Origin of the sequence: Sphingobacterium sp. 2149 (assembly GCF_031455655.1) — a bacterium.
GTDB lineage: Bacteria > Bacteroidota > Bacteroidia > Sphingobacteriales > Sphingobacteriaceae > Sphingobacterium.
Genome location: NZ_JAVDTD010000005.1, coordinates 168,759 through 194,892, shown reverse-complemented (window position 1 = coordinate 194,892; position 26,134 = coordinate 168,759). Strand labels below are relative to the sequence as shown.

The 26,134-nt window shown below is 36.9% G+C and carries 23 protein-coding genes; 14 read left to right on the top strand and 9 right to left on the bottom strand.

The genetic code is table 11. From position 1 onward, the window contains the following. Positions 1 to 522: 522 nt before the first annotated feature. From J2X77_RS09210 to J2X77_RS09185, 6 genes are all read left to right on the top strand, one after another. Complete coding sequence (locus tag J2X77_RS09210) at positions 523 to 3,585, top strand: SusC/RagA family TonB-linked outer membrane protein (RefSeq protein ID WP_310080430.1); 3,063 nt, start codon at positions 523 to 525, stop codon at positions 3,583 to 3,585. A gap of 10 nt (positions 3,586 to 3,595) precedes the next feature. Beyond that, positions 3,596 to 4,957, top strand: coding sequence for a SusD/RagB family nutrient-binding outer membrane lipoprotein (locus J2X77_RS09205; protein ID WP_310080428.1), 1,362 nt, complete (start codon positions 3,596 to 3,598; stop codon positions 4,955 to 4,957). Between the two features lie 731 nt (positions 4,958 to 5,688). Further along, positions 5,689 to 8,862 carry a SusC/RagA family TonB-linked outer membrane protein gene (locus J2X77_RS09200; protein WP_310080426.1) on the top strand — a complete coding sequence of 1,058 codons (3,174 nt, stop codon included), beginning with the start codon at positions 5,689 to 5,691 and terminating at the stop codon, positions 8,860 to 8,862. A gap of 13 nt (positions 8,863 to 8,875) precedes the next feature. After that, on the top strand, positions 8,876 to 10,327 hold the full coding sequence (locus J2X77_RS09195; RefSeq protein ID WP_310080424.1) for a SusD/RagB family nutrient-binding outer membrane lipoprotein: 1,452 nt from the start codon (positions 8,876 to 8,878) through the stop codon (positions 10,325 to 10,327). Between the two features lie 35 nt (positions 10,328 to 10,362). After that, entirely contained in the window at positions 10,363 to 10,875 is a 513-nt protein-coding gene (locus tag J2X77_RS09190) for a hypothetical protein (protein WP_310080422.1), read from the top strand. A 268-nt stretch (positions 10,876 to 11,143) separates the two neighbouring features. Then, positions 11,144 to 12,379 carry a porin gene (locus J2X77_RS09185; protein WP_310080420.1) on the top strand — a complete coding sequence of 412 codons (1,236 nt, stop codon included), beginning with the start codon at positions 11,144 to 11,146 and terminating at the stop codon, positions 12,377 to 12,379. An 85-nt stretch (positions 12,380 to 12,464) separates the two neighbouring features. Here J2X77_RS09185 and J2X77_RS09180 read toward each other — a convergent pair whose 3' ends face one another. Continuing rightward, a complete protein-coding gene (locus tag J2X77_RS09180) occupies positions 12,465 to 13,046 on the bottom strand; it encodes an NAD(P)H-dependent oxidoreductase (protein WP_310080418.1) in 582 nt (193 codons plus the stop codon). Between the two features lie 58 nt (positions 13,047 to 13,104). After that, the gene (locus J2X77_RS09175; protein WP_310080416.1) at positions 13,105 to 13,671 is read right to left on the bottom strand and encodes a Crp/Fnr family transcriptional regulator; all 567 of its coding nucleotides are present in this window, start codon (positions 13,669 to 13,671) and stop codon (positions 13,105 to 13,107) included. 341 nt (positions 13,672 to 14,012) lie between these two features. Here J2X77_RS09175 and J2X77_RS09170 point away from each other — a divergent pair, with 341 nt between their 5' ends. The 4 genes from J2X77_RS09170 to J2X77_RS09155 are packed head-to-tail and all read left to right on the top strand — an operon-like array spanning position 14,013 to position 15,937. Next, entirely contained in the window at positions 14,013 to 14,438 is a 426-nt protein-coding gene (locus J2X77_RS09170) for an organic hydroperoxide resistance protein (RefSeq protein WP_310080414.1), read from the top strand. Positions 14,439 to 14,441: 3 nt separating this feature from the next. Further along, positions 14,442 to 14,810 carry a DUF1304 domain-containing protein gene (locus J2X77_RS09165; RefSeq protein WP_307187388.1) on the top strand — a complete coding sequence of 123 codons (369 nt, stop codon included), beginning with the start codon at positions 14,442 to 14,444 and terminating at the stop codon, positions 14,808 to 14,810. A gap of 12 nt (positions 14,811 to 14,822) precedes the next feature. Next, positions 14,823 to 15,458 (top strand): nitroreductase family protein, encoded by a 636-nt coding sequence (locus J2X77_RS09160; RefSeq protein ID WP_307187387.1) that lies wholly within the window; start codon positions 14,823 to 14,825, stop codon positions 15,456 to 15,458. A gap of 47 nt (positions 15,459 to 15,505) precedes the next feature. After that, positions 15,506 to 15,937 (top strand): MarR family transcriptional regulator, encoded by a 432-nt coding sequence (locus J2X77_RS09155; protein ID WP_310080412.1) that lies wholly within the window; start codon positions 15,506 to 15,508, stop codon positions 15,935 to 15,937. Between the two features lie 440 nt (positions 15,938 to 16,377). Here J2X77_RS09155 and nudK read toward each other — a convergent pair whose 3' ends face one another. Both nudK and J2X77_RS09145 read right to left on the bottom strand, forming a co-directional pair. Then, the gene (gene nudK, locus J2X77_RS09150) at positions 16,378 to 16,959 is read right to left on the bottom strand and encodes a GDP-mannose pyrophosphatase NudK (RefSeq protein ID WP_310080410.1); all 582 of its coding nucleotides are present in this window, start codon (positions 16,957 to 16,959) and stop codon (positions 16,378 to 16,380) included. 116 nt (positions 16,960 to 17,075) lie between these two features. Next, entirely contained in the window at positions 17,076 to 18,047 is a 972-nt protein-coding gene (locus tag J2X77_RS09145) for an SIR2 family protein (protein WP_310080407.1), read from the bottom strand. Between the two features lie 666 nt (positions 18,048 to 18,713). Between J2X77_RS09145 and J2X77_RS09140 the strand changes: the two genes are divergently transcribed. Then, the gene (locus J2X77_RS09140; RefSeq protein WP_310080406.1) at positions 18,714 to 19,208 is read left to right on the top strand and encodes an N-acetylmuramoyl-L-alanine amidase; all 495 of its coding nucleotides are present in this window, start codon (positions 18,714 to 18,716) and stop codon (positions 19,206 to 19,208) included. Next, positions 19,195 to 19,557: a hypothetical protein gene (locus J2X77_RS09135; RefSeq protein WP_293936993.1), complete on the top strand. Its 363-nt coding sequence runs from the start codon at positions 19,195 to 19,197 to the stop codon at positions 19,555 to 19,557. Before J2X77_RS09140 ends, J2X77_RS09135 begins: the two co-directional genes overlap by 14 nt. 119 nt (positions 19,558 to 19,676) lie before the next feature. Here J2X77_RS09135 and J2X77_RS09130 read toward each other — a convergent pair whose 3' ends face one another. Continuing rightward, a complete protein-coding gene (locus J2X77_RS09130) occupies positions 19,677 to 20,117 on the bottom strand; it encodes a hypothetical protein (protein WP_209576528.1) in 441 nt (146 codons plus the stop codon). A gap of 335 nt (positions 20,118 to 20,452) precedes the next feature. Here J2X77_RS09130 and J2X77_RS09125 point away from each other — a divergent pair, with 335 nt between their 5' ends. After that, positions 20,453 to 21,259 carry a hypothetical protein gene (locus tag J2X77_RS09125; RefSeq protein ID WP_310080401.1) on the top strand — a complete coding sequence of 269 codons (807 nt, stop codon included), beginning with the start codon at positions 20,453 to 20,455 and terminating at the stop codon, positions 21,257 to 21,259. Between the two features lie 341 nt (positions 21,260 to 21,600). Here J2X77_RS09125 and J2X77_RS09120 read toward each other — a convergent pair whose 3' ends face one another. From J2X77_RS09120 to J2X77_RS09110, 3 genes are all read right to left on the bottom strand, one after another. After that, complete coding sequence (locus tag J2X77_RS09120) at positions 21,601 to 22,104, bottom strand: hypothetical protein (RefSeq protein ID WP_293885379.1); 504 nt, start codon at positions 22,102 to 22,104, stop codon at positions 21,601 to 21,603. 445 nt (positions 22,105 to 22,549) lie between these two features. Beyond that, complete coding sequence (locus J2X77_RS09115) at positions 22,550 to 23,653, bottom strand: NAD(P)-binding domain-containing protein (RefSeq protein ID WP_310080399.1); 1,104 nt, start codon at positions 23,651 to 23,653, stop codon at positions 22,550 to 22,552. A 13-nt stretch (positions 23,654 to 23,666) separates the two neighbouring features. Further along, complete coding sequence (locus J2X77_RS09110; protein WP_293887659.1) at positions 23,667 to 24,689, bottom strand: LLM class flavin-dependent oxidoreductase; 1,023 nt, start codon at positions 24,687 to 24,689, stop codon at positions 23,667 to 23,669. A gap of 178 nt (positions 24,690 to 24,867) precedes the next feature. Here J2X77_RS09110 and J2X77_RS09105 point away from each other — a divergent pair, with 178 nt between their 5' ends. After that, positions 24,868 to 25,464, top strand: a complete 597-nt coding sequence (locus J2X77_RS09105; RefSeq protein WP_310080397.1) for an HD domain-containing protein — start codon at positions 24,868 to 24,870, stop codon at positions 25,462 to 25,464. A 116-nt stretch (positions 25,465 to 25,580) separates the two neighbouring features. Here J2X77_RS09105 and J2X77_RS09100 read toward each other — a convergent pair whose 3' ends face one another. Then, the gene (locus J2X77_RS09100; protein WP_307187379.1) at positions 25,581 to 26,129 is read right to left on the bottom strand and encodes a GNAT family N-acetyltransferase; all 549 of its coding nucleotides are present in this window, start codon (positions 26,127 to 26,129) and stop codon (positions 25,581 to 25,583) included. Positions 26,130 to 26,134 lie beyond the last annotated feature (5 nt).

Genomic DNA, 26,134 nt, shown 5'->3' with positions numbered 1-26,134 from the left:
TATTCGTCATTCTATGGAGTGCGATATTTTTGTATTTGCATTGAGATAAAAGTTTATGGTTGGTGCTGAAGTTTAAGGGAAAAGGTTTAGAAGCAGTAGGATTCGCCTAAGTGTCGAGTTATAGGAAAGAGGATGAGAAGTTTTTATCCTAAAGATAATAGGGGGCGCCATTTCACAGTGAAATTGGAAAGTTGCTATATTATTTTACATAAACAGATAAGGTTTGATGTAAATAGTTTTCCTTAATAATGTAACAATGTTACTTAAGTATGTTAAATTTTTAAAATTAAAATACTACTATTCAGCACTTTAGTTTTGTTTGTGAATTAATTGTTATCAATAAATTATGCTTGCATTGCAAATGTTAAAAAAAGTTATAATTTTGTATTTAACGTTTTTTAACATGTGGAAGCAATCCGAGGAAAAACGTTACTAACTATAACACATATATAAATTATTGGAAAGTATATTTCTAACCAAAGTATATTATCAAGAATAAACATTTTTAATAAACATAAACATATGAAACACAAATTACTCAGTTTTTTCGTGGGCAGTATGATTCTTACTTCTGTTGCGTTTGCGCAAGAGAAAAAAGTAAGCGGCCGAGTAACTGGAGCAGATGGTAAGCCATTGGCTGGAGTGACGATTGCTGTTCAAGGATCTAATGTAGCCACGCAAACAGATGCGAATGGTAATTATTCGCTATCTGTACCAACAGGAAAAGTTATCGTATTTCGTTCGGTAGGATTTGCTGATAAAACATTGATCGTTAAGGAAGGACAATCTGCTTTTAATGTTACATTAGATAATTCTGAAAATGCACTGGAAGAGGTTGTTGTAACAGCTTTAGGTATTTCTAAAAATTCAAGAGGAATTGGTTATTCAACTTCCAAAGTTAGCGGAGATGATTTAGTCAAATCCGGGGAAGCTAACATTATTCAGGGTCTGGCTGCTAAGGCTTCTGGTGTACAGATTACTTCCTCTGCAGGTACTCCTGGGGCTTCTTCTAAAATAGTTCTACGTGGGGCAGCCACATTTTCTGGAGATAATCAACCTCTTATAGTTGTAGATGGTGTCCCAATTGATAACGATATGAACTTTGTCAAAGCAGGAGACGATCCATATAATCAAAACTTGGCGGGTGTGCAGTTAGGTAATAGGGCCTTAGATATCAATCCAGATGATATTGAGACAGTTACTATTTTGAAGGGACCTGCAGCAGCGGCTTTGTATGGTCAAGCAGCGGGTAACGGAGCTATTATTTATACCACAAAGAAAGGTAAGTTAGGGAGTGGATTAGGAGTTACCTTTTCTTCTGGATTTGAGTTACAGAAAGTAAATAAGTTACCTGATCTTCAAAATAAATATGGACAGGGAACTGGTGGAGTATTTAGTTCAAGTACAGCGGATAGTTGGGGAGAGAATTTGGCAAATGTAGGTAAGCCAAGTTATAATAATGTTGAGGATTTCTTTCAAAATGGAAGTGTATTTACAAATAATTTAGCTATAACTTCTGGAGGAGATAAGACAACTATGCGCTTCTCTGTTGGATCAACTAATAATAAAGGTATTGTTCCGAATTCAAATTTCAATAGGTACACTTCCCGATTGAGCTCGGAAACAAAACTAAATGATAATATAACTGTTGGCGGTAATTTTAGTTTTACAAATTCTAACACCCGTGCAGCACAAAATGGTAGTAATCTGGCGGGTGTTATGCTTAGTTTGCTCCGCTCTCCAGTTGATTTCAATTTGGCAGATTACAAAAATGAAGATGGTTCTCAAAAGCAGTATTTTGCTTCATACGACAATCCTTATTGGTCCACTGAGAATAATCCTTATAAAGAGGAAAATACGCGTTTTTTGGGTAATGTTTATACTGATATTAAATTGAATAAAACATTTTCATTATCTTGGAAGACTGGTTTAGACACCTATTCAACTAATGGCACACAGATATATGCAATTGGATCAATTGGCGACGACAATAACTCAGGCCTAGGTGAAATAAAAAGATCTAATGTTAATTATAAAAATGTTTATAGTGATTTATTGTTGAAGTTTAAGCATAATATATCTGAAGACTTCTCTGTAAGCGGTTTGTTAGGAGGGAATTTTAATTATACACAAGCTTTAACAAATTTTGCTAGGGGGCGTGAATTAAGTATGCCTGGATATTATAATTTTGCATCAGCTAAAGATCTTTATGCAAGTAACTCGGAATCTTATAAAAATAGTAGAGCGATCTTTCTAGACGCCACATTTGATTATAGAAGTATTTTGTTCTTAACTTTGACTGGTAGGAACGAATGGTCTACAACATTTGGTAGAGATTCCAAGGGATTCTTTTATCCCAAAGCAGATGTTTCTTACATTTTCTCCGATCTATTCAAAGAGTCCCCTGTTGTATCCTTCGGAAAGATTCGTCTGGCATATTCAAACGTAGGTATATCACCAAGTGTCTATTCAGATAGAGCATATTATACTGTGCCAACTATTGCGGATGGTATGACTAATGGATTTTCATTTCCTTACTTGGGGCAAACAGGATTTGCTATAAGTTCCGTAGCCGTGGCTAAATCATTCAAACCCGAGCGAAATGTTGGATACGAAGCTGGACTTGAGATGAAATTTTTACAGAATAGGCTTGGATTCGATTTTACTTACTATCAACAAAAATCTTCTGACTTATTGCTTTCTCAGCCGATAGATCCAACTACCGGATATGCTAATTATTACAATAATATTGGAAAAATTAAAAATACAGGTGTCGAATTATCAGTGAACGGGCATATAGTAAAATCTGAAAATTTTAATTGGAATGCTACAGTAAACTGGTCGAAAAATAATAATGAGGTTTATGAACTTGCAGAAGGAGTAGAAAAATTGTCTATCGGCTCCGCATTTTCCTCTCCGCAATCTTACGCAATAGTAGGTCAGCCATTTGGTGTTATTTATGCACAAAAATTTCAAAGAAATGATCAAGGTCAAGTTCTAATTGATCCGAATAGTGGGTTACCACTTTATGAAGCTGAATTGGGAAGCGTTGGAAGTACAATTCCAAAATGGTTGATGAATTTTAACAACGAGTTTTCTTATAAAAACCTATCTTTCTCTTTCCTTTGGGATTTTAGAAAAGGTGGTAAGATTTGGGGCGGGACAAATGCCAATTTGATCAACCGTGGTAAAGCCGAAATTACAGCTGATCGTGAAAGAAATTACGTTATTGATGGTGTATATGCTAGCGGTACAAATGCGGGACAACAAAATACGACTGAAATCCCTGCTACAACCTATTTTAGGAATTATCTAGGTAATAGCTCTTCTGAAATTGCCATTCAGGACGGATCTTGGGCGCGATTAAGATCAGTTGATTTGAGTTACAGATTTAATAAAGTTTCAAAAGCGATTCAATACATACAAGTAGGAATTAATTTAAGAAATCCGATTTTGATAACAAAATATAAAGGAATTGATCCGGAAACTAGTTTGACTGGTTCTAATCAAAACTTTGCAGGATATGATTTCTTTAATAATCCAGGAACGAAATCCTATTCATTTAATTTACGCGTTGGTTTTTAATCTATAAAAAATGAAGAAGAAAATAAATTTAATATATACTTTATGTTTAACCATTTTGGTTGGGTGTAAAACAGGGGATGATCTTTATTTAAGCCCTAATGATCCTGCAGATGCTTCTCTATCTACAATGCTCACGGCATTAGAGGTAAACACATTTCAAAATGTAGAGGGGGAATTAGCACGTATGAGTAGTATATTAGTTCAGCATTCGGCAGGTTTAGGTGCCCAATATGCTGATGTACAAAATTACAGAATTACGCAGGGTGATTTTGATAATATGTGGGAAGGATTGTACACAGGAACAATGAATAATGCTAAACTTATAATTGGTAAAGCAGGGACTGAAAGCCCATATTATTCAGGAATTTCGAAAGTATTGTTAGCTATTAATTTAGGAGTCGCAACTGATCTTTGGGGGGATGTGCCCTATTCTGAAGCATTTCGTTTAGACGAGGGGATACGCACCCCGAAGTTAGATAGTCAAGAGGATATTTATAAATCAATAGATGGTTTGCTTGCTGACGCTATAAAAGATTTTTCCAATGCAGAATCTGACAATTTGTTTATTCCGGCTTCTGATGATCTAATTTTCGAAGGGGATGTTTCAAAATGGATAAAGGCCTCTTATACGTTAAGAGCAAGGTATTTAAACCGTATTGCTGGGAAAACCACAGGTTTAGATGCTACAATTTTAGATTATCTATCTAAGGGAATTACAACAAATGCCGGAAATCTTGAGGCTATACATTCTGCAAGTGGAGGTGCGCAAAATCAATGGGGTGCTTTTCAGAATGCTAGAGCTGGGTATTTGGGTGCAAATAAAGTGTTTGTTGATCGTTTGAATGCTAAAAATGATCCGAGATTGAAATTTCTCTTATCCCCTAATAAAGCTGGCCAATATGTAGGCGCCGATATAAATGCTACATCTATTTCTCCTGATGTAGCAACAGTTGGTCCATTTTTTGGTGTTGGTAGGAATTATCCTATAATAACTTATTACGAAGCAAAATTTATAGAAGCGGAAGTGAAAAATAGGCAGGGTACTAATGCATCCTCAGTATTAAATGATGCTATTAAAGCAAATGTAGCTTATGTAACTGGAACAGATAACGCTTCGAGTGTTGCAACTTATACGACGGCTTCTAAAACTGATATTTTAACTGAAAAGTGGGTGGCTATGTACAATCAGTCAATCGAATCATATAACGATTATAGAAGGACTGGTATACCAACCCTGACTCCAAGACCTCAAAGTGCTGGAGCAGAGTTATCCTATACACCGAAAAGGTTCCCTTTTCCTCAAACTACAACCCTATATAATCCGAACGCTAAAAATATTCCTATGGATGTTGCTGTTTGGTGGGGTATGTAAGAGCTACTATGGATTTAAAATAGAATGAGCTCGATTGAATATCGAGCTCATTCTATTTTAAATCCATTATTTGATTCAATTTTGAAATAAAAACAGGCTCGATATTCCATGCGCTTTTTCTATTCAAATGTGCGACAGTTCACGTCAAAGTTTTAAAAAATTATGTTTTGCTAAATAAAAATACTGTATTTCGCACCTCTAAAAATGCTATACTAAGTCTGAAGTGATAAGATTTATAAATAAAAATGCGGAGTTCAAATGGACTTCGCATTTTTTATTTACAAATTTTATAGGCTATTTTGTTTATTTTTTCTCTTAAATGGTTCAAGGATGATTAGATGTTCTTTAAAAAGTAAAAAGTAATTTTTCGTGTACCACCTTCGTTTAATCGAATTCCATAATTACTAGTATGCGACCTAGGATTATAGGGAAGTTAGATAGTTGAGTTGAAAATTAACAGCTTAATTGTGCTTTATTTATTTCGTTGATATATTGGTTATTATCTGTTTTCGTGACTATTTTGTTACTAAATAGTAAATAGGATATTGCAACTTTAAAAGTTTGTATTATCTTTGCTTTTAACAAAACCTTAACATTTCGTTGATCGTTTTACATACTAACAGATTCAGTCTAATAGACATGAAATTTTGAAAACCATTAATTGACCAGTCAAAAGGACTTTAGAACTTCTAAAATGTAAGTAAGCTACTTAATTTAAATAAACATAACATATGAAACACAAATTACTCAGTTTTTTCGTGGGTAGTATGATTCTAACTTCTGTTGCTTTTGCACAGGAAAAAAAAGTTAGCGGTCGCGTAACCAATGCAGATGGCAAGCCATTAGCTGGTGTTACTATCGCAATACAAGGATCAAATAATGCTACTCAAACAGATTCCAATGGTGATTACTCAATTACTGTGCCAAATGGAAAGATAATCGTCTTTAGATCTGTAGGTTTTTCAGATAAAACCCTAATTGTGAAAGACAATTCTAGTATTTATAATATTGCGCTGACTGAAGATAGCCGAAGCTTAGATGAGGTAGTTGTAACTGCAATGGGACAAACTAAATCTAAAAGAGCTTTAGGTTATTCTACTCAAAATGTCAGCGGGAAGCAATTAGTTGATAATGGCGATAATAATTTCTTAAATGCATTACAAGGTAAAGTTGCAGGGGTTGAGATTACGGGCTCAAGTGGTGGAGCGGGATCATCAACGAATATTGTTTTAAGAGGGATTTCATCTTTAACAGGTAATAATCAACCATTGTTCGTTGTGGATGGTATTCCCATTAGTAATGATTTGGATCAAACTACTAACACATTATATGGTAACCAACCTGCAAATAGAGCACTAGATTTAGATCCTAATAATATTGAGTCCATGAATATATTGCAGGGGCCGGCAGCTGCTGCCTTATATGGAACAAGAGCTTCTGCAGGTGCTATTATTATAACTACAAAGAAAGGGAGTGGGGTAAAGGGAAAAACAGATGTTACGTTTAATACAGCTTATGGTGTGCAAAATGCATATGGTTTTCCAAAACTTCAAAACTTATATGGACAGGGAGCTAGCGGTGTTTTTAATCCAATAAGTACTTTTTCATTTGGGTTACCTTTCGGTACAGTCCCATCTGTTGCTAATGGTTTAATTGTAGCACCTGGAACGGAGGCTAATGTGAATGGAATCGTTTATAAGGAGGGTGAAACAATTCCCTATAAAAATTTTCCTAACAATTTTAATGAATTTTTTGAGCAGGGACATACGACCGATAATAATTTGAGTATTCTTAGTGGTGACTCGAAAAATAATTACTCATTTTCAATTGGAACAAACGATATTAAAGGAATTCTACCATCATCGAATTTTAATAAATTTAATACAAGATTTGCGGCGAGTTCACAGGTGACAGATAAATTAAAAATTAGTGGTAGTATTAACTATTTTAACAATAGACAAATAGGAGCGACCACAATGGGTAATGGGGCTAATAGTAGTATGTTTGGTCTGTATGGCGTTACACGTTCTACAGATCTAGCGTATTACAAAGAACATTATACGAATCCTGATGGAACTAATAATTGGTTTGTTTCAGGTAGAGATAATCCGTTCTTTGCATCTTACGCTAATGGTTACAAGAGTAAACTTAGCCGCTTTTTAGGTAGTGCTGAAATTGGGTATGATATTACTAATTGGTTGAATGCGACATATAGGTTGGGCATAGATACCTATACAGACCGCCGTAAGAAAACTATAGCTATAGGATCAACTCAAGCAGCAAGTAGTGCCGGTAGTATATTGGAAGATAATTATTTTCGTTCTGAAATTAATGGAGATTTGATCTTAACAGCTAAAAAGCAAAATATTTTTACGGATGGATTAAACTTGACAGCATTAGTTGGTCAAAGCATTAACCAAAGAGATTTTCAAAATTTATATGTTTCTGCTGTTGGATTAACGATTCCTGGTTATGAAAATGTTTCTAATGGACAGAATTTTACGGGCTCGGGTGAACGTACAACCCAGCGTCGAGTCTTGGGTGTTTATGGTCAACTTTCTTTCGCTTATAACAACTACTTATATTTAGATTTAACTGGCCGAGCAGATAAAAGCTCAACGTTGCCTAAGGATCAAAACACCTACTTTTACCCTTCTGTTAGCTCAAGTTTTGTTTTTTCTGAACTTATGCACTTAGGACCTGACCATTGGTTTTCATTTGGTAAGATTCGAGCAGCATATGCCAAAGTTGGAAGAGATGCAAGTGAATATGTTTTGGATCCTAGTGTTTTTACAAGTTCGAGTTATGGTAACAATACTGCTTCTTTCACCTTTCCATATGGATCTCTCAGTGGTTTCGGTCTAAAATCAACTCTTGGTAATGCTGAGCTAAAGCCCGAATTCACAAATTCTTATGAAGGCGGTTTGAATGTCGCATTTTTTAAAAATCGATTGAATTTAGACTTGACTGTCTATAAGCAAGGTAGTAAAAACCAGATTATTAGCGTAGGTATGCCGACGTCAACAGGTTATGCTAGCCGTTTAGCAAACATAGCTGAAGTATCAAATAAAGGGATTGAAGTATTATTAAGTGGTACACCTGTAATCGCTGGCGATTTTAAATGGGATATTTCAGCTAATTTCTCAAGAAATAGAAATAAAGTTGTATCGTTGGCTGAAGGTATTGAATCCTTTGCTATAGGAGGAAATGCATTTAGCGGTCAAACTCCATCAGTTGCTAAAGGTTACCCTTTTGGTGTAATAATGGGGTCAAAATATCAAAGATCACCTGAAGGAGATTTATTGGTAGACCCTACAACAGGGCTATATTTGACTACAACTATTCCTAATCAGGTTATAGCAGATCCTAATAGAGCATGGAGCGCAGGTTTAACAAATACCTTTAAATATAAAAACTTAACATTGTCTGGCGTACTAGATCTGAAAAAAGGTGGTGATGTTATTTCTTGGAGTGCAGGTGCTCTTCGATCGAATGGATCTTTGGATATAACAGGGGAAGATCGTGATAAACCGCATATTTTGCCAGGTGTAATACAGCAAGCGGATGGCAGTTACATTAAAAATAATATTCAAATACCTGCTCAAAGTTATTGGAATTCAGGATTCGGAGGTATTGGTGGGTCTGAATTTAACGTTTTCGATGCAACTACCTTTAGAGTTCGTGAAATATCAGTAGGTTATGATCTTAGCGGTAAGATGTTAGGAACAAATGTTATTAAGAACATCAGATTGACTCTTTACGGTAGAAATTTATATTTCTATGCTCCAAATAGTCCTATAGATCCGGAATTAAGTACCCAAGGAGCTGGTAATATTCGCGGTTTGGAATTACAAAGTGCACCAAATACAAGAAATTTTGGTGGAAGTTTAAGGGTTACATTTTAATTAGTAAACTAATATGAAAAAGATATTTCTATATACTATTGCAAGCTCTTTTATATTGACAGCTTGTAATAAATTTGTCGATGTTAATCAAAATCCTAATGATGCAATTACAGTTCCTTCAAAGGTTCTCCTGCCAACAACTAGTATTGGCATTGGATGGACTAATGCAAATGAGCTTGGGCGGTGTGCATCCATATTAATACAATATAATGCAGGGTTAGCAAATTCAGCATCTACTTACGATTCGTATAATATCAATGACCAATTCAATAATCAATGGAACTATGAATTAAACGTTGGTATTATTAACAATTTAAGAACAATTATAAAACAATCTTCAGATACTGATCCCTCATATTCAGGTATCGCAAAAATACAATTAGCTTATGCGTTTTCCATTATGACAGATCTTTGGGGAGATATTCCATATTCTCAAAATGGTTTTGGTATGACTTATCCACAGCCCCGTTTTGATAAACAAGAGGATATATATCAAGGAAACGCCGGTTTAGGAATTCAATCTTTGTTTGACCTTATCAAAGATGGAATTGCGGATTTGAATAAAAATTCTGTATTGAAACCGGGTACGGATGATATAATTTATAAAGGGGATTTATCTAAATGGAAAAAGGCAGGAAACAGTTTGATACTGAAATTAGCAAATACAATTTCTAAAGCTAATCCTACTTTAGCAAAGGAACAGATTAATTATGTTTTAAGTGATGCAAATGGATATATCACATCCAATGACCTAGATCTAATGGTCCCTTTCTCGACTACTGTAGGTAATCAAAATCCAATGTATGTGCAAGATATATCAGGTAGTTTCAAAAATAACGAAATGCTGAGTAGCAGATTGATAACCTTTTCTAAGAGCGTGAACGATACAGTCCGGTTAAATAAATTTTTCACTAAACCAAATGGTAAATATTTTGTTGGCTATAACAATGGCGCAGGGGTGACGGCGCCGACTTTAGCAACACGTTCGATGTATAATACTTATGTTGTGGGTTCTACTGGTGAAGCACCTGTTAGATTATTAACTAATTTTCAGATGAAGTTTATTCTTGCAGAGTCTGTTTTAACATTAGGAACTACCGGAGATGCTCAAAAATTATATGAGGATGGTATTAAATCTTCAATGACAAAAGCCGGAATGACAGAAGCAGAAATTGCAAAGTATTTTCAAGATAATCCCACTGTTGTAACTCTTTCAGGTTCCAATGAGAACAAAATTAAACAAATTATTAGCCAGAAATATCTTGCTTGGGTTGGGAATGGAATTGAAGCATACAATGACTATAGGAGAACCGGTTACCCTGTATTAGAACCAGCATTAAATGCTGCGGGAGATAATAATGGACAGATTCCTAGAAGGTTTGTTTATCCAAGTACGGAATTAAATGCAAACCCAAATGTTCCAGGTGTAATAAAGACGAGTGTAAACGTTTGGTGGAACAAGTAAGTAATAGTATTGAGCGAGTTTAACTATAAGAAACGATGAAAAAATTAAATCTAAAAGTATATGTCTTTTTGGTAGTTTTATTATTTATTTCAATGACATCTTGTAAAAAAGATAATATCTCATTGGAAAATAATCTACCTGAAATACCTGTAACAGTGTCAAATCAGTTTGGTCTGTTTACAGCTCCAACAGTCTCTACATCTTTGAGCGGTGGTGGAAAAATTATTATCGAATTAGAAATACCTGCTTCTAGTGGAAGAACTATAAAGGAAATTAGTAAGGTTGCGATTGGAACAGCTTATGGAGCTCTAACAACTCCGGCAAATGTTTTTGTTTCAACACCAATTGCTGGCAATGGTACAAAAGTTGTTTTTAATTCTACTTTAGCTGAATACACTGCTTTTACGAAGTTAACATTACCAACATCCTCGCAAGCAGGAACAACTTCTGCTGCTGCTATGTTAGGTCGGAATTACTATTTTTCAATTACACTGGATAATGGTCAAATCATTGTACCTCAGTATGTAAGGGTTTATGTAGATAAATAGCATATTGATATGCTAATTCCCTAATGCCTCCAAAATCGTCAAAATTTGGAGGCATTTTTTTTAAAACAAAATATCGTCACCGATTACCGTATTACCAAATCATTAATTTTATGTATATAAATTAATAGACTAACAATTTATTAATATTAACTTAATATTGGGAATCTATTTTTACGCCATTAAAAAGATGATGTGATAGAAGAAGGAAAAATGATTCTATTGGTATCGTGTCATCACAAGCGAAAAAGACAATTTATTCAAAATTCTCATGAAAAAAGCACTTTTACTCTCAGCTCTGATAAGTCCTGTTGCAGCGCTTGCGCAAAATAATAATGCGCCTTCTAGCTACGACCCACATGATATCAAAATCACGGGATACCTTCAGACACAGTTTCAAAAGGCGCAGTCCCCCGGAATAACTTCTTTTTCGGGAGGTGATTTTTCAAAGAATTCGGACAATAGATTTATGATCCGCAGGGGGCGTCTTAAAATCGACCGTGTAGACACTTACTCCAGTATTGTATTCCAGTTGGATGCAACCCAGGATGGGGTACAGCTAATGGATGCATTTATCCAGTTACGACATCCTAGCCAGAAAGGCCTGAGTTTGACTGCTGGTCTTTTTAATAGACCATTTGGATACTCCATCGTATATTCTTCAGGATATCGGGATTTCCCTGAAAGAGCACGGGTATTTCAAACGTTGATGCCTCGAGAACGTGACCTAGGGGGGATGGTTAGCTACCATCCGGGAGGTAAAGCTAAATTTCTGAACCTCGATTTAGCATTGGTTAACGGCAGTGGGCATTCCGCTAAAGATTATGATTCAAAAAAAGATCTGATCGGTAATCTAGCTTTTAAATTCGATAGTCTTGCGGATAAAAAAATCCATTTTGGATTCGGTGGTTCGTTTTATAAGGGTTCTGTCCGTAACGATACCAAAACTTACTATACGGCCAACAATAACGGATACAGTGCGCATACCAGCGATGAAAATGAGGGCAAAGCCATCGGTAGAAATTATTATGGGGCAAACTTACAGCTCGAGCTTGATAACAGCTTCGGTAAGTCTAGCTTTAAAACAGAATATGTTGCTGGTGATCAGCCTGGTGTTGCAGGTGGTGTAGATATCAAAGGTCCTTATGCGAGTAGAAGTTTTACAGCACAACCGACAACAGACCTTTATCAACGCAAATTCAACGGTTACTACCTTTGGTTAACACAGGAAATCGGGCGTACAGGATTTACTGCAATGGTTGCATACGATGTATATGACCCAAATACCAAAGCAAGTGGTTCAACGATTGGCATGGCCGGTAATTTTACGGCTGATGGTGATGTCAAGTTTAGTACACTTGGCTATGGACTCGCTTATCAGTTTAGCAATAGACTCAAGTTTACGGTCTATAATGAACATGTCACCAATGAAGCGACAAGTTTGCCAAACTTTTCAGCAGATCTTAAAGATGATGTATTTACAGCTAGAATGCAGTACCGCTGGTAAGCTGAAATGGATCCGAACTTGCGGTTGGATAAAAATTAATCACCACCCTCTCTTTTAAAGATTCGGCAAATTCATCGGATTGAGCTTATGCCTGTCTGTAACCGAGCTGCTGCACTTTGTGTAGCCATTTGTCCCGCTGAATTGAATCCGAAATTTTGATAATGCCTATGTAGGTGACTTTTACGGGTGATATTCCACAAAATTGCAATGTTGATTTTTTTAGTTGATTAACGCTGGGACTACCGTATATCAGCGTGTAATACCAACTCGGCTGATCAAGTGTCGTAATGATTCGAGCGGACTTACCTTTTAATAATTTGTCCCAAAAAAGCGAGTTTTCACGGTATTGAAATGCCATCCCAGGTAAAAAGAGTCGATCAATAAAGCCTTTCATCAAGGCGGGGAGCCCACCCCACCAAACGGGATGTACCCACACCAGGTGATCGGCCCATAGGATGTCTTCCCAGGCAAGCTGTAGGTCTTGTTCAAGTTCAGTCCGTTTGCGATAACCAAATTGAAGATTTGGATTGAAGTCTAGGTCGATGATATGGATCGTTCGTACAACAGCTCCGGACGCTTCTGCACTTTTTTGATAAGTATTTGCAATGGCAAAATTGAAAGACTCCCGATTTGGGTGTCCATTGATAATAAGTATTTTTTTGTTCATGACCTTGTATTATAGCACAAAAATAGTCTTACGAATACTGTTGTTATAGGACAAATGTCTAAAAAGAGATCTGATTGCGAATGCGACTTAAATGACGTTGTGTTATACCTAAGTAAGAAGCAAGATAGTGTAAAGGAAGCTGTTGAATAAACTCTGGATGATCTTTGATTAAATTAGCATAACGTTGTGACGCGGTATCTTTTTGTAATTGAAAGACACGTTTTTCGAGCTCGAGATATTGCTCTTCAGCAATCATTTTAAGGTACGTCATCCATTTCAGATTATTGGAGGCAAGCTTGTTAATGATATTTTTTCTGATCACCCATAGTTCAACAGGTGTAATCGCCTGCATGTTCTCTACACTTGGTCCGCCCGTAATGAAAGAGGAGTAGGCCGCTATCCAAGTATTCGGAAAGCGGAAACAATACGTAATATCCTCTTTATTGACGCTACTATAAAAGGAGCGGAAAATCCCTGACTGTATTAATGCAACCTCATGACAGCGCTGATTTTCTTTGATGAAAAAGTCATTTTTATTCAACTTTTTGTATTCGAAAAGATCGACAATTTGATTGATCTCTTCTTCCTCAAAGAGACCAATAGAGCGGAAATATGTTGCTATCATGGATTTCAAACTTAGCGAAATTACTGTCTTTATGCAAAATAGATTCAGTTTTGTTGCGAAACCTAGCTATTGAATATTCATTCCACTATATGAAATATTCATTCCACCGGATACATCAATGCGTGTCCATCGCTATATTGTATTCTGGATAGAAAGGAAAGATGCAACTGGTTCCTTGTACGATGTAAATTATACCGTTTATTACCTGAAATTGTTTTCTAACTTCAGGCGGTAGTTCCATTGACAATAATTCTCATTTCAATGTAAATTACCATATTATATTTTGCACAATATAATTTCTTGATGTACATTTGTATGGTCAAATTAAAACAAATTAAAATATGAAAACGTTATATAACATCGGTGCGACAGCGAAAGGCGGACGAAACGGTCAGGTAAAAAGTGAAAATGGCGTATTGGACTTAGCTGTTCGTATGCCTAGAGGTCTTGGCGGGGCCAATGACGATTATGCTAATCCGGAAATGCTTTTCGCAGCGGGGTATGCGGCATGCTTTGATAGTGCTTTGAATTTGGTGATTAGATTAGAAAAGGTTAAAACAGGTGAGACATCTGTAACTGCTCATGTCAGTATAGGACAATTGGAAAATGGTGGTTTCGGTCTCGCCGCTGAACTACATGCAAATATTCCTGGTGTAAGCGTTGAAGTTGCACGAGAATTGATTGAAAAGGCACATCAAGTTTGTCCTTATTCAAATGCCACAAGAGGTAATATAGAAGTTAAATTGACAGTATCAACTAACGAATAGTAGATGAATAATTTGGCCAATGTGCTTACAGCACTTGTACTTTTAGAACATGTATACATTGTATGGATGGAAATGTTTGCTTGGGAAACAGCTGGAAAACGCAGCTTCGGAAAAGCTCTTCCTGCTGAGCTCTTCAAACCTACTAAGGGGCTTGCTGCAAATCAAGGCTTGTATAATGGTTTTTTAGTTGCAGGCTTGGCCTGGTCGTTCTTTATCACTGATCCAGTATGGAGTGAAAATGTACGACTGTTTTTTCTAGGATGTGTTCTTGTGGCAGGAATTTTTGGTGGAATTACATCGAGCAAAAAGATATTCATTGTACAGGGAGTGCCAGCATTGTTGGCTTTATTAGCTGTTATTCTTTCCAAATAAATATATAATTATATGTCATTAATAGAAGATTTAAAATGGCGTCATGCTGTAAAAGCGTATGACCCGGAACAAAAGGTTAGTCAGGAAGATATAGACAAGATTGTGGAAGCTGCTCGTTTGGCCCCTACGTCTTCAGGTCTACAGCCATTTAAAGTGCTTGTCGTTGAGAACCAAACATTAAAAGAGGAGTTGGCTAAGGGAGCACTAAATCCAGAGTGTATGCGTGAATGTTCGCATGTGCTTATTTTCGCTGCATGGGATCGTTATACCGCTGAGCGTATCGATCAGGTGTATGATTATACAACAGACGAACGCGATCTACCTCGAGGACGCTTTGGTTCGTACACCGATAAGCTAAAGTCGATTTATCTAAATGAAGCTGCCGAAAGAAATTTTGCGCATACAGCAAGACAGACTTATATCGCTTTAGGCTTAGCGCTAGCCCAAGCGGCCGAACTTCGCGTCGATTCTACGCCAGCGGAAGGTTTTGATAATCGCATCGTGGATGAAGTATTGGGACTGGAAAAGCTCGGTTTAAAGAGTGTATCATTAATGTATATTGGGGTAGCAGACTCTTCCCGCGATTGGATCTCAACGATGAAAAAAGTTAGAGTATCCAAAGAGGATTTTGTCGTTGAATATAAATAGATGGGCGCTGCTTGCTCAATCACTTGAAAACTCGATATCTTTGTAGGATGGACGACTTATTAAAATTAGATAAACAGCTTTGCTTTTCAGTTTACGTGCTGCATAGGGAAATTATGCAGCAGTATCGAGCTATTCTTGAAGAGATCGACTTGACCTACCCACAATATATCACCCTGATGGCATTATGGGAAAATGATGAGCAAACGGTAAATCAATTAGGAAGTAAGCTATTTTTAGATAATGGAACACTTACACCACTGTTGAAACGTCTCGAGGCCAAAGCCTTGCTCACCCGGACACGAAGCAAATCTGATGAGCGGGTGGTAAAAATCAAACTAACGAAGCAAGGATTGCTGCTGAAAGAAAAAGCGAGTTGTATTCCTATGCAGATTTTTCAAACGTTAAATCTTGAGTATGATGATATGGTCCAGCTCAAGTCATTAGCTGATAAAATCGTAAATAATTCGGGTAAACGCTAGAAGTTTTCCATATTGAAATAGCAAGGGACTGGACATGGTTTGACTGTGCCCAGTCCCTTTGCTATTTTTAGTATGACCACATATTTCTCTTTATCTTTTTACAAGAACTGAATTTTATTAAAAATTGAACAGGAGAAGGTGATTTTTCTATTGTTTTTATTTGAATTTGTCAGTCACTTTTCTGTCGGCTGTGAGGAGCGAAGACAAGAGAAAGAAGTTGTACTACATAGTCTTTAGCCAGCGTGATAGCGCCGTTTGGAACTTAATCTTTTCGACAACCGCCTTCATGTAAAATTATGGTTTTATAGATCCGGAGGTAAGGTCGATTCTGGATATGTACGCCTAATTATCCAAAAGGATGCGGTGGTTGGTGATTATTAGGACTCAAAGTTTATTTTGGCTGGGTATTTAGCTTAAATGGCTATAAACCTGCTGTATGCCTACAAGATATTTTTCAGTTTAATATATTGCAGCAACATAATAGTTTTTCCATCTTTGATTTCTCCTGTATCAATCATATGTAAAGCATCCTGAATTTTAATTTCAAGGATCTCTATATGCTCTTCTTCTTCCTCCAGTCCCCCTCCATCGCTAACTTTCATGTTGGTTGTATACTCTGCTATAAAAAAATGCAATATCTCCGTTACTGACCCGGGGGACATGTAGGCCTCAAATATTTTTTGTGCTTCCTTGATTTGGTAGCCCGTTTCCTCTTCTGTCTCTCTACGGATGCAATCTTGGGGCGAATCTTGATCAAGCAAACCTGCGCATGCTTCTATCAGCATACCCGATTCGTTGCCGTTTATGTAAGTTGGGATTCGAAATTGTCTAGTCAATATAACGGTATGGGAACTGATGTTATAGAGCAGAATAACCGCGCCATTACCACGGTCATAAGCTTCCCTGCTTTGTTGCTGTACTGTACCGTCTAGTTTGCTGTATTGATAGGTTACTTTTTTCAGCGTGTACCAATTATCTGATAATATCTCGGTTTTTATAATTTCAATATCTTTTATTGCCATTTTTACTGTGTTAAGGTCAAACAGTAAAAATAAGGATTGCAATCCAAATGAAGCAGGGAAAACTAAAAGATGCTTCGATATCTTTCGCTAGTTTCCATGGCGCTATCCGATGGACTTTATTTGATGCCATTTTCCAGTACCTGTCTGCTGGAAAGCTCGTATCTCTTTCTTACTGCTGCTAATACTTTTTTATAATATTTAGTCTTATCGGCTTCGTCAATTACAATAATCTCGACATCATTTGCCTGAAGTAACTGCATCTTATCCTTGGAAAGCGAATACCATTTTTTTGTTGTATAATAAAATAATTGATTTTTAATAAAGCTACTCCGTTTATAATACTTATTACGTGCACGATACGTTAATAGCCACCAAAGATCGATTTCCACAAGATCTAGAGAGAGACCAAAGATGTGGATATCTTGCGTAAAAAATAGATCAATCCACGATTGTAGCTTGGTTCCTTTTTTCTGATTCAACCTTTTCATCAAGGAATCTTTGTAGACAATTTCTGAGCTGTAATTTGTTCCATTAACGACATAATCCCTCATTTTTTGCAATTGACCACAATAATGCTCATAACCGAGATTAATGGAAGGGGAATTTAGACAGTCACCATGAATATGCCAATAGGTTTTATGTTCACTTTCATGCCTGCGAAAGATGCTGTATGTTGTTTCGCGGATTAAACCAGTATTACGTGTGCTGGTTTGACCTTCTAAACTAAAATCATAATTTGTGGTTATGATGTTTTCGATTGGTATCTCCCGAATTAATTGGTGTATTTCGTTTTGCTTGATCTGCGAAACACAATCGGAGATATAACTTTTAAGTTCCCTCTCGTTAATGTGCTGCTTTTTGATTGCGCCAAGGAATATTTCCTCATATAACATGGGGAAGGGTTTGAGTCCATTTTCTAATGAACTGACCTTATATTTCTCTTTAATATTAGTTAATAAATCGCTCCAGCTGATTCCGGGTGAGATATTATTGATGTCATTCCCAACGAGTAAAGTAAACTTATTCATCATTATATAAATCAAGCGCCATCCAAGTTTAACCTTGAAGACGATGCCTAATAATCGCATAATTTGTTGTTTGATCACCTGTAGCATACAGGTCAATCCAATACTAAAATAATAAATTAAATCCTGAAGGAATATAGTGTACGTTTTTTTTAGTGCGAATCTTGTTGGCTCTTAATCTGGAGATCTTGACATGTTTATATTCATTAAATGCAAGAATATTGTCTGCTAGTGTTTTTAGGTGAGCTTTCTTGCATAATGCTTTCACCGAGAATCATGCTTTAATTAGCACGATATGGGTTATGGAATATTAACTGAATATAATTAGCGGGCACTGGCGTTATTCTGCTTATAATTATCAAAAAAGGCTAGGCGAACCAACTTCCTAGCCTTAACAGTATAACTCATCCTATGCTATAACAAACAAATAACAAAGGAGAGAAGGAAATGTTTGATAGCCAGGTTACATTCCGGTATGAGACTTTAACGATGAGATCGTTTTTAGCACACACCATTTATTGTTGCGGTGTTTTTCCAAAATAGTCGGTAAGTGCAACATACCGACTACATTAATCTGTTATTCCGTGTTTTAATAGCTGACTGCCTTTAAATTTGTAGTGTAGAGAAAGCTAAAAATGCTTTCATTGATCACATTTGATTCGATGCTTATGAAAGCTCGGAGTAATCTAAATACAAACATAAAAGAACTAATTAATAAGGATAAAAGCTATGGAAATTAAAGAAAACAAGCTGTTAGGTGTTTCATATAGAGATACGCCCAATAAAGGTGGTATTATCAAACCTTTTTATATCATCATGCATTATGATGGTGCGCCCAACTCGACTAGTGCTATAGACTGGTTGACAGATTCGCGAAGTAAAGTGTCTGCGCATCTGCATATAAGTCGTACTGGTGTTGTAACCCAAATGGCCCCGTTTAATGTCAGATGCTGGCATGCAGGTTCTAGTACATGGGCGGGGCTAAAGGGGTTGAATACCTATAGTATAGGTATAGAGTTACAGAATAAAGGTAATGAAATCTATACCGAAAAGCAAATCAGTATTGCGCTTGAAGTGTGTCAGGCACTTATCGGTCACTATCCGATTCGGGATATTTTGGGGCATTCAGATATCGCTCCCGGAAGAAAAGAGGATCCAGGGCGACAGTTTCCCTGGGAGAAATTTAAATCATTAATAAAAGGGGGTTGGAATGGACTTACTTGAAATTTTGGAAAAGTTGATTATACCCGTGGCTACTGCTGTTGGAGGATATTTCGTCGGAAAGCCCAAAGAGCAAGCTCAAGTGGAAGCTACAAATGTTGAAAATGCTGGAAAGGTGATCGAGAAATGGGAAGGATATTCGAATAGATTAGCGAAGGATATTGAGCAACTTCGCGCGATTATTGAAGATCTTAATGAAGCGCTACGTCTAGCAAATGATGAACGTATGGCGTGCATAAGGACATTAGCCGATTTGCAAAAAAAATATGATGACCTCATGATACTTTACAATAAGTTACAAATGGAATTAAAGCAGATCAAAAAAGCAAAACTTAGTACAGGCAATGAATAAGTTGTTTGAATCTACATCCCAAGAATAGTCCTTGAGTATTTTTTATCAAGGACTATCTATATGGTTCAATAAGAAGAAGACGAATTTTATCAATAAGTTTAAGATGGACGTGAAATAAATCAATAGTCTTTATTGAAACGCGCATCAATAAGGTAATAATTGGCAATCTGCTTGATCTCCATTTTGAAGTCCCGGTAAAGATCAAATTGGTTGCATGCGCAGATGATGGATTTCTGTAAAATGTCATTATTTATTTTCAAACACGGTCCTAATTCTTTATAAATGGTGCTTTTAACCTTTGTTTTTAGATTAGTTAATTTTTCAGGTTGAAAAATGCGTAAAACAACCGCTATAGCTTTGTAACGATGCTGAATATCGCTATAATTGATATATTCTCCCATGATTTGTTGAATTGGGATGCCTGCGAATTTGCAATAGCAGTCTATCACTTTACTGATTTTAGAAAGATCAGGTTCATAAATCTTATCAATGGATTTTAGTATTTCGGGATGGTTTTCCTTTAAGAAACTCATCATAAATGAATAATATAATGTGTTCATGTGTTGTGAGCTATTTTTTACGTGTTAAATATAGTGTTGCCTCTGTTCTTAAAATCTTATTTTATTTGCGCGGCTTATTAACATCTGTATATTCGCCGCTAATCAATTTATTTGTTAAACAAAGTTAAACTAAATTGTTAATCATTAGGTGTTTTTTTTTGATAAATTTTCATGTTATTGAAAAATAATAAACTTATTTGTTTAGTTCTAATAGTCTTATAATCAATTGTTTTTATTTTTTTTAATTGTTCTGTTTGTTTAGGTTTGATAAGTTGTGTAACTTTGTGTCAGAATGTTATGTTTTTGTGTAACATTTCTTAAGTACAGTATCAACTATGGAGACTTATTCAAATAATAATTTTGAAGTTTTGCGCCTGGAAATGCGTGTCACAAACCGTGAATTTGCGTCGTTATTAGGTGTCCGCGAACAGGTCTATTCGCGTATTAAAAAAGGTGAGTATCCTATTGGGCTTACGATGAAAACACGAATTCAGAAGGCTTTTCCGCATGTTCAATATGACTGGCTGTTGTATGGAAAAGGGGATAGGCTAGCGACTGTCGCTCCAGTTCAGTCTGACACTATAGCGATGGTCAGTGTGGGAAATGGAAAATCAATAGGGTACTTTTCGGACGATATTAAGTTTATCGATGAAAACAAGAACAATATATTTTTTGAAGTTTCCCCTGGAAGATATTTGATGCAGACAAAACTTGTTACTGAGAAAGCGAAAGCCGGTTATTTATCGGGCTTTTCCGATCCCGAATATATGGACGACTTACCTGCCCATTTTATTACAGTCAATGAGTTTCATAAGGGAGCTTATCGTTCTTTTCAAGTTAGTGGTGACAGTATGACCGATGGTACGGATGCAAGTGTATTGGATGGCGATATTGTTACGGGGCGTTTGATAAAGCCAGAGTTATGGCAATCCAAATTTCATACACATAAATATCGTTATTGGGTAATAGTGCATAAGTTTGAGGGTGTTATTATAAAAGAAATCGCTCATCACAATGTAAACAACGGAATTCTTACGCTTAGATCACTTAACTCGGATAAAAAAAGATATCCTGATTTTGATGTAAGTTTGGATGACGTTGACCAAATTTTCAACGTTGTAGATATTAGTCGCTCTTTATAAGTGCATTAGTTTTAAGGTATTTTTTGGATTTTAAGGTGGATGGACGTTTTATATTTCATTGCTAAAAAATATAGAAATTAAAGCTAATTATGTTAGTTTTAATTTCTATATTTGATCTTAAATTGAACGTCTACGGTCATGTTGCTGTGTGCTATTTTGGCGCTTCTAGTATATATACATGCATCCGGATAGACCGTTAGCATAGCAAGGATATAGGTTGCTCATTATTCAAGCCTGCCCGTAGCGTTCAATTCAAATAGAAGACCGCTATTAAGTTTAGGTTGCATATGTTTTCGATTGATAAAGTGAGCTTATCTTTTGCATTATAGCGGCTATCATTTTTAATTTTTGACAAAACTTACGTCGGTTATTTTATAATTAAAGTTGTCCTTTTCTCGCTCATTTTCTGGCTTCTCTAATTCGCTGTAACGTACTGTACCTTTCATTTTAAATGTTGTATGCGAATCTAGATTGATTTTCTCTCCATTGTCGTCAAATACATAGAAGTTCTTGAGCGTATAATTTTTTTGGTCCGCAGGGATATCAAATAATACACTATTCTTTTCTGTGCCAACAGGTAAAATCACATTGATTACTGTAAATTTTTCTGAACTGAAAGCATGAGATTTAACAACAAAATTCATTTCCATCGTTTTCGATTTGCCAGATGAAAAGGTGAAAGACGGTGCATCAAATTCTCCAACTAACGCAATGGTCTTGTCTTGGTTGTCGTAGTTAGATTCAATAGCTTTTACCGTATCGACAGAGTCGCCATTACAAGATGTAAATAGTGTTAAGCTACAAGATGTTAACAATAATGCTGAAAATAAATGTTTTGTTTTCATGATAAAAATCTATTAATTGAATACATTGTTATTAATCCGCTTAGCCATACTGAATAGCACTATATATATGATGTAGGAAGGTTTGATGATTCAATATTGTCCACTCCATTCTTCCTAGCTTTAGCTTTCATTCAGTAGGGTTCTCTTTATTATTTTGTATAAAAGTAATGCATGGATAAATATATCTTAAGGTATGATTTAAATTCGTAAGGAATGAATTTAAATTCGCATCCACAGAGCTTTTTTTCGTTTGGAAATGAAGGTACATGTACAAATCGATTGATGGTTAGTCCTTACAGAAAGTCTATAGGGTTTTTGGTTTAGTTAGCTGTTGACAATTAATATTTTGAGGATTTGTTACCGTGGTGAATAACTTTGATTAAATGCAAGATTGCTATTCCATTGCTGCGCTCTGACTTGATTTGCCAGTTTAGTTTGTTTCGCTCTACATGGTGAGACTGTGGCCGACGTCTGAAAGCGTATTTAGCAATTCTTTGGCTGCGGCACTTCCGGCTCGGTTTGCTCCAATAGTGGATGCTGATGGGCCATAGCCCACGAGGTGAATTCTGGGCTCTTTGGCTACCATGGTAGCGAGTCTGCCTGTCATTTGGATTCCGCCTTGGACTTCTTTTGGCAGAACGGCATCGAGATGGCTCAATGAGCTTTTGAAGCCCGTATTCCAAAGAATTACATCTGCTTTTTGCTCTATTCCGTTGTCCCATTTGATTCCCTTTTCTGTTATTTCCTTAAACATCGGAAAACGTTTAAGAACTCCACGCTGTTCTATCTTTTGGATTTCACTAGTATAGGGAAGGCCTGTCACCGCCACTACAGACAAAGGCGGTAGTCCTTGCCTTACACGCTCTTCCACCATCACAACAGCATGATGACCTGCCATATCATCGAAAGGTCCTTCTCTGAACAAAGGTGGTTGACGTGTAACCCAGGTCGTTGTCGTTATTTGGGAGATTTGGTCCAGTAATTGAATGGCAGAAATTCCGCCTCCAACAACAATCACATGTTTTCCCCTAAAATAGTCTGCAGTTTTAAAATCCTTTGTATGAAGTTGTTCTCCCTGAAATAAAGCTGCGCCGGGATAGTCCGGAATGTATGGGTTTTCCCATGTACCTGTAGCGTTTATAATGCCTAGAGCTGAGAAAAGCTCGTTATTTGTGTCGATGTGAAAACGATTATGGTGTGCATAGACTTTGTCTACTTTAACTTGCCGATATACCTGAAGCTCAAATTTCTTCTCATAAAGCTCAAAATAATGGGGGACGGCAGTGTTTGCTTGGACCTCCGTGTCGCTTGTGGATAGCGTTTCTTCGAACGACATACCAGGCAAATCGTGTATTTTATTAACAGTGCTTAAGGTGAGCGAATCCCAACGGAATTGCCAGGCCCCACCTGGGCTAGGGGCTTCATCTAAGATAATAAAGTCTTTCCCGATTGTCAGTCCCATTCTTTTTAAATGATATGCAGCGGAAAGCCCAGCTTGTCCCGCACCTATTACAGCAATTTTTGTTTTGTACCGAATATTCTTTATCATGAGTTCAGAAAAGTTAACGCCAGCCGAGTTCAGGCGCGACATATTTCAAAATAGCCGAAAGGATATGAATGTTATAGTCTACTCCTAACGTATTTGGAATGGTTAAGAGTAATGTGTCGGCTTCTTGGATGGCTTCATCTTGCGCTAGTTCCTTTATAAGTTGATCTGGCTCGGCCGCATAGCTTCTTCCAAAAATCGCCCGCCGGTCTGTTTCGATCATTCCTATCTTATCTTTTTTATCCGCCGCCTGCCCGAAATAGTAGCGATCCAAATCGTTGACCAACGCAAAGATGGATCTGCTAACGGATACCCGGGGCTCGCCGGCATGTCCAGCTTCCTTCCACGCCTCTTTGTATAAGCGGATTTGTTCGGCCTGCTGAATATGAAAAGGCTTACCATTTTCATCATATTTCAAGGTAGAGCTTTGAAGGTGCATTTTATTATGCGCAGCCCATACGGCTGTTGAATTGGACGCTGCTCCCCACCACACACGATCCCTTAAGCCATCTGAATAGGGTTCAAGCCTGAGTAGGCCCGGTGGGTTTGGAAACATCGGATAGGGATTTGGCTCGGCAAAACCGATACCGTTAAGTTTTTCCAAAAACGCCAAAGCTTTCTTCCTTCCCATATCAGCGTCGGTTTCATCTTCGCCTAGGTTGTAACCAAAATAGCGCCAGCCATCAATTACTTGCTCTGGGGAACCTCTGCTTATTCCCAGCTGCAATCTGCCTCCAGCAATTAAATCTGCAGCGCCGGCATCTTCCACCATATAAAGCGGATTTTCATAGCGCATGTCGATTACACCAGTGCCGATTTCAATGTTAGAGGTTTTGGCTCCAATGGCCGCGAGTAAAGGAAACGGGGATGCCAGCTGATTTGCAAAATGGTGTACGCGAAAATAAGCTCCATCTATGCCTATTTCCTCTGCAGCTACAGCTAAATCTATCGATTGCAGCAAGGTGTCACTTGCTGTCTGCGTACGATATGCGGGATGTTTGGACCAATGTCCAAACGATAAAAAGCCTATTTTTTTCATAATCCACAATGGAATTGCATGTCTATCAAATTTAATAAATGTTGCGGTTATTTTTGGTATGCTTACTGTCGGGGCGGTGTCAATAATCTATCATTTTGATCGAAATGATAGCGGATAAATAGGCTATATACTAAAAATAGTAAATTTGTATATTGTTCAATTATATTGTTTTCATCGTATGGAAATTTCGGATAGATTATTAAAACAAATCGAGTTTATTAAAGAGATTGATAAGATTAAATATATACAGCGAAAAACAAAGCTTTTTCATAGCGACCGGCATGAAAATGATGCTGAGCACAGTTGGCACCTTGCAGTGATGGCGCTAACACTTTTAGAGTACGCAGATGAATCAATAGACCTATTAAAAGTGGTCAAAATGGTGTTGATTCATGATATTGTAGAGATTGATGCTGGCGATACTTTTATCTATGATTTGGAAAGAAATCATACCAACACTGATTTAGAACGCTTGGCAGCAGGGCGGATTTTCGGGATTTTACCAAAAGATCAGGCAGATGAACTGATTACACTCTGGGAGGAGTTTGAGTCGGGAAAGACCGATGAGGCTAAGTTTGCTCGTGCAATGGATCGATTGGAACCCCTTTTGCAAAACAGTTCCAATAATGGTGGAACTTGGAACGAGCCCGGCGTAAGTTATGAAAAGGTCTTTGCCAAGAAATCTGTCATCAAAGATGGCTCTACTGCGCTTTGGGCATATGCAGAGAAGCTGATTGATGCAGGAGTTGCTCAGGGAATCCTAAAAAAGCAGTAATTCCTTTATTAAATTGACATCGGTAATCCTATCTGGGAGGCTTTCTGTTGTTTTTACTGCTATCTAGATTTAGCGATAAATTTCGACGCGCTTTTCGAAGTTGCAATGAGCTTGCACTAATTAGGCTTATTTTCTATTTGTTTTCTTTTTTCAAACCATTCATCCTTTAAAATTGACATCAGCAGCTTGTCGTGGAATTGGTTATCCCTAAAGCAGGCTTCACGCATTCTACCTTCAAGTTTAAATCCAGCGTTTTCATACGCTTTAATCGCTGCATAATTTGGCTCGGATACGGTAAGCATAATTCTATTAAGTCCTAATGTTTCAAATCCAATAGCGAGAAGTAATTTGGTAACTTGAGATCCTATCCCTTTACCCCAATGTTGACGATCTCCGATGAAAATAAAATATTCTCCGGATCTGTTTGGCTTTGAAATATTACAAATGCCAGCATATCCAATCAATTTATTTGTATCCCCGTTTAAGAAAATTCCACGATTAAAATTTTTTAGATCATTGACAACAGTTAAAAACCAAGCATCGATCTGATCCTTTGAGTGCATGGATTGGAATACAGAAAGTGAATATTTTATCGAAATGTCATCATTGATCCATTCATAAAATGGTGATACGTCTTGCTGAATAAGGGGTTTTAAATTAATCATTATAT

Bases quoted from the DNA above. Each gene is read 5' to 3' on its own strand.
- J2X77_RS09210 (WP_310080430.1), top strand. From the start codon at position 523: ATGAAACACAAATTACTCAGTTTTTTCGTGGGCAGTATGATTCTTACT.
- J2X77_RS09205 (WP_310080428.1), top strand. From the start codon at position 3,596: ATGAAGAAGAAAATAAATTTAATATATACTTTATGTTTAACCATTTTG.
- J2X77_RS09200 (WP_310080426.1), top strand. From the start codon at position 5,689: ATGAAACACAAATTACTCAGTTTTTTCGTGGGTAGTATGATTCTAACT.
- J2X77_RS09195 (WP_310080424.1), top strand. From the start codon at position 8,876: ATGAAAAAGATATTTCTATATACTATTGCAAGCTCTTTTATATTGACA.
- J2X77_RS09190 (WP_310080422.1), top strand. From the start codon at position 10,363: ATGAAAAAATTAAATCTAAAAGTATATGTCTTTTTGGTAGTTTTATTA.
- J2X77_RS09185 (WP_310080420.1), top strand. From the start codon at position 11,144: ATGAAAAAAGCACTTTTACTCTCAGCTCTGATAAGTCCTGTTGCAGCG.
- J2X77_RS09180 (WP_310080418.1), bottom strand. From the start codon at position 13,046: ATGAACAAAAAAATACTTATTATCAATGGACACCCAAATCGGGAGTCT.
- J2X77_RS09175 (WP_310080416.1), bottom strand. From the start codon at position 13,671: ATGATAGCAACATATTTCCGCTCTATTGGTCTCTTTGAGGAAGAAGAG.
- J2X77_RS09170 (WP_310080414.1), top strand. From the start codon at position 14,013: ATGAAAACGTTATATAACATCGGTGCGACAGCGAAAGGCGGACGAAAC.
- J2X77_RS09165 (WP_307187388.1), top strand. From the start codon at position 14,442: ATGAATAATTTGGCCAATGTGCTTACAGCACTTGTACTTTTAGAACAT.
- J2X77_RS09160 (WP_307187387.1), top strand. From the start codon at position 14,823: ATGTCATTAATAGAAGATTTAAAATGGCGTCATGCTGTAAAAGCGTAT.
- J2X77_RS09155 (WP_310080412.1), top strand. From the start codon at position 15,506: ATGGACGACTTATTAAAATTAGATAAACAGCTTTGCTTTTCAGTTTAC.
- nudK (WP_310080410.1), bottom strand. From the start codon at position 16,959: ATGGCAATAAAAGATATTGAAATTATAAAAACCGAGATATTATCAGAT.
- J2X77_RS09145 (WP_310080407.1), bottom strand. From the start codon at position 18,047: ATGCGATTATTAGGCATCGTCTTCAAGGTTAAACTTGGATGGCGCTTG.
- J2X77_RS09140 (WP_310080406.1), top strand. From the start codon at position 18,714: ATGGAAATTAAAGAAAACAAGCTGTTAGGTGTTTCATATAGAGATACG.
- J2X77_RS09135 (WP_293936993.1), top strand. From the start codon at position 19,195: ATGGACTTACTTGAAATTTTGGAAAAGTTGATTATACCCGTGGCTACT.
- J2X77_RS09130 (WP_209576528.1), bottom strand. From the start codon at position 20,117: ATGAACACATTATATTATTCATTTATGATGAGTTTCTTAAAGGAAAAC.
- J2X77_RS09125 (WP_310080401.1), top strand. From the start codon at position 20,453: ATGGAGACTTATTCAAATAATAATTTTGAAGTTTTGCGCCTGGAAATG.
- J2X77_RS09120 (WP_293885379.1), bottom strand. From the start codon at position 22,104: ATGAAAACAAAACATTTATTTTCAGCATTATTGTTAACATCTTGTAGC.
- J2X77_RS09115 (WP_310080399.1), bottom strand. From the start codon at position 23,653: ATGATAAAGAATATTCGGTACAAAACAAAAATTGCTGTAATAGGTGCG.
- J2X77_RS09110 (WP_293887659.1), bottom strand. From the start codon at position 24,689: ATGAAAAAAATAGGCTTTTTATCGTTTGGACATTGGTCCAAACATCCC.
- J2X77_RS09105 (WP_310080397.1), top strand. From the start codon at position 24,868: ATGGAAATTTCGGATAGATTATTAAAACAAATCGAGTTTATTAAAGAG.
- J2X77_RS09100 (WP_307187379.1), bottom strand. From the start codon at position 26,129: ATGATTAATTTAAAACCCCTTATTCAGCAAGACGTATCACCATTTTAT.